Below are 7,046 nucleotides of genomic sequence, written 5' to 3'. Positions count from 1 at the left end.
CCATTTCTTTTTCTTTAAATCTCTATTCTTTCTTCATTGTTTCTAAACGAATACTTGCAACATAGGGCGTTATTCGTCCCATGATCTGAAATTCATCTCGAATTCGTCGTCGATCGGGTTTTCCTTTGCATCAATGGGTTTCATACCTCCATTGTCTTCACCACTTACGCCTGCATTGGGGCCTATCGGCATTTGCAAGGGAAGTAATGCGATTCCCGGTGTAACATAATTTTTTTTCATCATATCTATTTATTAATTAAAAATCTTTACCCACAAGGCAAGTCTCGTAAGACCGCTGCTCACCCAAAGGGATTCTCTATAACTTATATGCGCTGCATAGCCGACATGGTGCGGCCATGCCATAACCATTGTCGGTCAAATGTTGATACACATTAGGATGGATTTGCAATCTATACAAAATGAGCTCATTAACAGAGGCTTATCAAGATTTAAAATGGTTTGTTCAACTCAAAAGTCTGTGAATTAATATCTTGATTACCTTGATTTTACAGTGCAAAGTTACAAACTCTTGTTAAAATTACCCGCCCCTGTTTGTTAATTATGATTAATGAAACATATTTTTAACAAAGAGTACTACGATGAAAAATCTTTTGAACTTGGGACAATCGGAGCAAGATGCCGTGACATGAAAATGTTTGATTTTTTTTGAAAAGTGGCGTAAATTGTTTGCAGGAATCTTTTTTTTTCATACTTTTGAAACCGGAAACATCAAGGGTTGACACGTGTGTGTCACCTATTTAAATATATACCTGATGAAGAGCATATCCTATTTGAAACTATGGCTCGTCCTGCTGCTGGCACAGGCTACTTTCGTATGCCGGGCAGCCAAGCCGGAGAAAGATGTTGTGATAGATGCCTGCACCGACACTTACGTGTTGATGCCCGGCAGTGACGGCAAGCCAATCGTGAAGAACACGGTGACGACACACTATCGGTCGCTCTCACTGCGCACTATTAACATACAGCCATACACCTTGTACGGCGAGTTTATCTCTTTGGACAAGGCTTCGGGAAAAGGACGCGCGCAATACCGCAACGCTACGCCCGAAAATGTGTTTTATGACGACACCAAGGTATGTTTCTTTAATATCGAGTTCGACCGGAAGCGCCGCGAGGGCAAGGCTTCGTTTGAACGCACGTTCAAGGACGTGCGATTTTTCACGCGCATTTATCTGCCGGAGGATTTCAAGGTGGAACACAAGACTGTCGTGATTCGTATTCCCAAGCAGTTTAGCCAGTTCAAACCGATACACCAGAACTTCACCCCCAACATCAAGTTTGAACAGAGTGAGGATGCCAACGACAGAATCTATACCTACACCATTACCGACATGGAAGGCATGGTGTCGGAGAATGCCATGCCACCCATGGCCGCCATCTACCCGTATATCAGCATCGTGGGAGCGTTTGCCGATTATCAGGACATGTACAAATGGTCGAACGAACTTGCCCGAATAGACACCGCCATACCCAACCTCGATGCGATATTGGAGGAGATTGGACGCGACGCGAAGAGCGACAAAGACCGCATTCGCAACACGTATGCATGGGTGCAGAAGAATATCAGGTATGTGGCGTTCGAGGCCGGCATCACGGGGCATCAGCCCGACCGCCCGGCAGAGGTGGTGCGCAAATGCTACGGCGACTGCAAGGGCATGGCCATGCTGCTCTGCACCTTGCTCAAGGCACAGAAAATGGATGCGCGACTGGTGGACATCGGCACGGAGGACATACCGTTCAAGGCCAGCGACGTGCCCACCTTAGGAGCCGTAGACCACATGATTTGCATGCTGAGCCATGGCGGCAAGACCTATTGGCTCGACGCCACCAACCGATTTATTCCCGCCACCCACGTTCCCGGCAACATACAGGGGCGGGAGGCTATGGTGGAGAACGGCGCCAACTGCACGCTCATGACGCTACCTGCGCCGGGCTGCGACAGTTCGGTGGACAGCCTGGCCTATCATTACACCTTAGAACTGGGCGGCCAACCGCGACTTGTGGGGCGTGTGAGCAATGCCTGGTGTGGCGACATGAAGGAGTTTTTCATGCGCACGCACGACGATACACAGCAGGGCGACAAACTTCTCTTGCTGGGCAACGCCATGAACTCGGACGACCACGTCCATGAGATAACCGACGTGAAGTGGGTCGCCAACGACCGCAGGGAGGTGTGGGCCGTGCTCGAAGGCAAAATCGTCAACCGCACCGGCGTGCAGCAGGTGGACAACGAGATGTATGTGGAACTGAATCCACACAACGACTTGTTCTCGCAACGCATAGACACCACCGACCGCACCCACGACGTGATGCTGCCCCTCAGATGCCGCGTGGTGCGCGAGGTGAGTGTGCAGCTGCCGGCCGGATGCAAGGTCATGGTGCCCCCTTCGAAGAGGTTTGACATGCCGCAGGGCACAATGGAGTGCAGCTTTGTGCGTAACGGCGACCGCGTGGTGCTGCGCCGCGTGCTCACCATCCGCAACCGTCACCTGCCCAAGGCCGACATCATGAAATGGAACGACATGCTGAGCAAATGGAACGACGCATGCAACGAGCAACTGGTGATCACGAATCCTAACTCAAAAAACTGATATAATGAACAGAGTAAGCAAAATGTTGCTGTGCCTATGCACGTTGCTGCTGATGGGCACTACGGGCGTGTATGCCGACAAGTTGGAGAAGTACAAGGCCTTTGCCGATACGATAAGGCAAAACGTATGGGCCATGGACCTCCCGCAGTTTAAGAACACCGACATTCCGGCCAAGTACAAGAACGAGAGTGCAGTTATCGTGGCAGCCTACCGCGATGTGAGTGTCACCCAGAAGACGCGCTTGGATCTCTTCTCGTTGATCAATCTTAGTATCACGATGAAGCGGAACATTATCTCCAGCGATCTCAACCGTGTGTGCATACACATCAACGACCAGGCAGCACTCAAGAAGTATTCCGAGTTCGACTTCATTTCCTACTACCGCCGAAACCGGTTTGGCTGGAGCGAGAAAGTGCAGCAAGTGCTTGGTGTGAGGGTTATCAAGCCCGACGGCACCATAAGGGAAGTCAGCACCGACGACTACGTGAACACCGCCGAGGGGAAAAACGATAAGGAGAAAGGTCAGAAGCTGGCCGTGCCGGGACTGGCCATCGGCGACAACATCGATATCTTCACCTACGAGGAGAAGAAGTTGGAGGAGCACACCATGGAACCCTTCTTCATCTCTTATCAGGACGAATACCCCATGTTGTGGAAGAAAGTACACTGCGTGATAGACAAGGACCTCACCACGCAATACCGCACGCTCAACGGTGCACCCGACTTTAAGCAAAGCACCGATGAAGAGAAGAACATCATCCTCGATGCCGAGGTGACCAACGTGGAAAACACGGACCCCGACCTGTGGTATAATCCGATGGATCACTCGCCCATCACGGTACTCAACATTCAGGGCAAGCGACTCAAGGGTGAGTTTATTCCGCCCAGTTCCAGACATAAGGGGTTGCAGGCTAATCCCACCGCCAAGGCCATACAGGACGATGCGATAGAGTTTTTTCGTGTTGTGACATTCGAATATGAGGGCCACAAAGATCTCAAGAAACAGTGCAAGGCTGCTATCAAGAAGTTTCCAAACATCACCGACCGTGCCGACTATGTCTACGACTTGCTGTGCTTTGCATACGCCAGGGATCGTGTCACCGATGCTTCGCTGCGCCGGTTTGCCTACAACCTGCAGTTGCGACTCGCGCAGGCCGGCATTAAGAAAACGAAAATCGGATACACCACGATGGACGGTGTCGAGCCTATAGACCAACTGTCGGTCTATGCTAACGGCATACCGTTTCTCTACCTCAAGGAGGGGGAGCGCTACTATTCGTGGTGCCCGTCGCTCAACGTGGCAGGGGAACTGAGATGCGACATGCAGGGTCGCAAGGCCATACTCAGTCCGGAGAACAAGAAGGAAGCCAAGAGCGACTATCCGGTCTTTGTGTTGCCCGCCAGCAAGGCTGAGGACAATCAGAATGTCTACACGCTCAATGCAAAGATAGAAAACGGTAACGAACTGGCCATCAATCACGAACATAGTGCCACCGGTAATATGCGCGAGATGCTGGGCACGGAAATTCTTACATTGAAAGATGTGTACGACTCCTATCTCGACCGGGTGACTGATGCCAAACCCTTTACGGAAACGCAGGGCAAGAGGAAGGTTGAGGCCGAACAGCAAACGGTGGACAAGGCCATGGAAAAACAGCAGGAAAGGTTGAAAGATCTGGTCAAGGGCTATTGGGACGAGGCTCCGAAGAACATCAAAGACTGCAAGGTTGTATCGGTGGGTACGTCCAAGAAAAACCGCAGTTTGGCCTACACCGCCAACTATGCCATGGAAGGAATGGTGAAGAAAGCCGGTCGCAACCTCATCCTATCAACCGGCAAGATGCTGGGAGATGTGCTGAAGGTGGAGGGACAGCAGCGCCACCGCACAGCCGACATCGACATGATTTCGCCCCGGCAAGCGATATGGAACGTGGAGATTGCGTTGCCTGAGGGATACAAAGTGTCGGCAGACGCGCTGAACCAACTCCGCAAGAATGTGACCAACGAGTGCGGCTCCTTTGTTTCCAAAGCATCGGCAGAGAATGGCAAACTGCTCATCAATGTGGTGAGAACCTATAACCACAAGCATGAGCCGGCAGCCAACTGGGACAAACTGCTCCAGATTATCGATGCCACCAACGCATTCACGACCATACAGACCGTGATCAGGAAGTAAGCAAACAGCATACGGAAGATGACAAACACAAACGGGGCGTGATTTCATCACGCCCCTACGTTTTAGCAACGAATTTTTAATTAAGCCACAAAGCGTATTTTGCAACGACGTTCACGACATTCACGACCTCCTGCTACCAGTTCAATTAAGAGTGAAGAGGGAAGAGTTAAGAATCAACGCGCAGCCAATTGTGAATTGTGAATTATGAATTTTGAATTGGAAGGCGTTAGCCTAATTTTGAATTTTGAATTATGAATTTTGAATTACAAAACATAGCTGCTGCCATCGAAGCAGTGGGTGCAGAGTTTGCACTTGGGTAGGCCGATGCTCTTGACGAGTGTTTCGAGTTTGGCAAAGCGGAGTGTGGAGAGACCCAGCCGGCGGGCAATTTCGTCTACCATGCGCTGATATTCCGGCGAGTCGGTGGTGGCATATTTCTCGAGATTCTTCGGGCCATCGCCTTCAAACTCGTCGATGATGCGCCGCGTGATCAGCTCCATATCGCTCTTCTGCGAGGTGAACCCGATGAAGGGGCAACCATAGACCAGCGGCGGACACGAGATGCGCACATGCACCTCCTTGGCGCCGGCGTCGAAGAAGGTGCGCACGTTGTCGCGCAACTGCGTACCCCGCACGATGGAGTCGTCGCAGAACACCACGCGCTGTCCCTTCAGAAAAGCTTTGTTGGGAATGAGTTTCATCTTGGCCACTAAGTTGCGGCGAGCCTGATCGCTCGGCGTGAAACTGCGGGGCCAGGTGGGCGTGTATTTCAGTACGGCGCGGCGATAGGGAATGTTGTGTCCCTGCGCATAGCCCACGGCCATGCCCACTCCCGAGTCGGGGATGCCGCAAACGAAGTCGGCCGGCGTGTCGTCCTCCTCGCCCATCATGCGTCCGTTTCGCTCACGCGCCTCTTCCACGTTGATGTTTTCGTAAGCACTGGTGGGGAATCCGTAGTACACCCACAGGAACGAGCACACCTGCTGTTTGCCGGAGGACTGCTGCAACACCTCGACGCCATCAGCACGCAGGCGCACAATTTCGCCCGGAGCAATATCGCGCACCGTGTCGTAATCCAGATTGGGGAAACACGACGACTCGCTCGACACCGCGTAGGCCCCCTCCTTATGCCCGATGATGAGCGGCGTGCGTCCCAGGAAGTCGCGCGCGGCAATGATGCCGTCCTCGGTCAGAATGAGCATGGAGCACGACCCCTTGATGCGGCGGTAAACATTGTTGATGCCCTCGACAAACGTGTCGCCCATGTTGATGAGCAGAGCCACCAACTCCGTCTGGTTCAGTGTGTTGGCCGACAGTTCGCTGAGGTGCATGCGGTTCTTGAGCAGGTCGTCGGCAATGTCGGTCAGGTTGTTCACCTTGGCCACCGTGACCACCGCGTAGCGTCCCAAGTGGGAATTGACGATGATGGGCTGCGGGTCGGTGTCGCTGATGACGCCAATGCCCTGGTTGCCACAAAACTTGTCGAGGTCGTCCTCAAACTTCGACCGGAAGTAACTCCTTTCCAAACTGTGGATAGACCGGTTGAATCCCCGCTCCTTGTCGAAAGTAACCATACCGGCACGCCGAGTGCCCAAATGAGAATTATAATCGGTACCGTAAAATAAATCGTTGACGCAATCCTTTTGAGATATCGTTCCAAAGATGCCACCCATAATAACGTAGAATTTTTTGATTTATCAAATTTCGGTGGCAAAGTTACTAAAATTTGCGAATACTGCACGCTGTTGCCTCAAAAATATGTTTAGCAGATGTCATATTATATTAAATTGCAGAATTGGTATGTTGAACGACCCGCGTTTTGCGGTGGGAGGGGTGTTGCCGCGTAGCTCGCTACATACAATTTTTATGACAAACACCTTCGCAGGTTTGCCGAGTTGAAAAACAAAAACCTCGGAGGACGAAATACGCGAAAAATCGCAAAGTTTGCAACGAGCTAACAATCAGAGATTTATCAACTTTGGCCATGGTATCCTTATTTTATTGGTCGCGGTTAGATACCCAATGGTAGTGCGGTTCGAGCCCAATCGCACGGCGATCGCGGCTCCGTCGCGCAGCGTTCAGACTCAAACCGCCCGGCGATGAGCGCCTAACCGCATCGGCTCTGAATATTCTTGCTCATTTGGATTGATTTTAACGGCGAAAACATGGCGTCTTTTGCTCTGGATGTACTCAAAACCAACGTACGGTTTTTGCAAAGATTCTTTTACATTTTTGTGCAGCGTTGCCACCGGGGAAGG

4 protein-coding genes are annotated in these 7,046 nt (G+C 51.4%); 2 read left to right on the top strand and 2 right to left on the bottom strand.

The window, feature by feature from the left end; genetic code table 11:
* Positions 1–69: 69 nt before the first annotated feature.
* Positions 70–243 carry a hypothetical protein gene (locus tag HMPREF0645_RS13610; RefSeq protein WP_007173414.1) on the bottom strand — a complete coding sequence of 58 codons (174 nt, stop codon included), beginning with the start codon at positions 241–243 and terminating at the stop codon, positions 70–72.
* A gap of 530 nt (positions 244–773) precedes the next feature.
* Between HMPREF0645_RS13610 and HMPREF0645_RS03205 the strand changes: the two genes are divergently transcribed.
* On the top strand, positions 774–2,612 hold the full coding sequence (locus tag HMPREF0645_RS03205) for a transglutaminase-like domain-containing protein (RefSeq protein ID WP_007173413.1): 1,839 nt from the start codon (positions 774–776) through the stop codon (positions 2,610–2,612).
* 4 nt (positions 2,613–2,616) lie between these two features.
* Complete coding sequence (locus tag HMPREF0645_RS03200; RefSeq protein ID WP_007173412.1) at positions 2,617–4,788, top strand: DUF3857 domain-containing protein; 2,172 nt, start codon at positions 2,617–2,619, stop codon at positions 4,786–4,788.
* Between the two features lie 263 nt (positions 4,789–5,051).
* Here the strand turns inward: HMPREF0645_RS03200 and HMPREF0645_RS03195 are convergent, their stop codons facing one another.
* A complete protein-coding gene (locus tag HMPREF0645_RS03195; protein WP_007173411.1) occupies positions 5,052–6,461 on the bottom strand; it encodes an amidophosphoribosyltransferase in 1,410 nt (469 codons plus the stop codon).
* Positions 6,462–7,046: the final 585 nt, after the last annotated feature.

Source organism: Hallella bergensis DSM 17361, assembly GCF_000160535.1.
Classification (GTDB): Bacteria; Bacteroidota; Bacteroidia; order Bacteroidales; family Bacteroidaceae; genus Prevotella; species Prevotella bergensis.
Note: the sequence above shows the minus strand (reverse complement) of the source record. Positions and strands in the feature narration are given on the sequence as shown.

What these genes read in the sequence shown, in the direction of transcription:
- HMPREF0645_RS03205 (WP_007173413.1), top strand. Translation starts at nt 774, where the DNA reads ATGAAGAGCATATCCTATTTGAAACTATGGCTCGTCCTGCTGCTGGCA.
- HMPREF0645_RS03200 (WP_007173412.1), top strand. Translation starts at nt 2,617, where the DNA reads ATGAACAGAGTAAGCAAAATGTTGCTGTGCCTATGCACGTTGCTGCTG.
- HMPREF0645_RS03195 (WP_007173411.1), bottom strand. Translation starts at nt 6,461, where the DNA reads ATGGGTGGCATCTTTGGAACGATATCTCAAAAGGATTGCGTCAACGAT.
- HMPREF0645_RS13610 (WP_007173414.1), bottom strand. Translation starts at nt 243, where the DNA reads ATGATGAAAAAAAATTATGTTACACCGGGAATCGCATTACTTCCCTTG.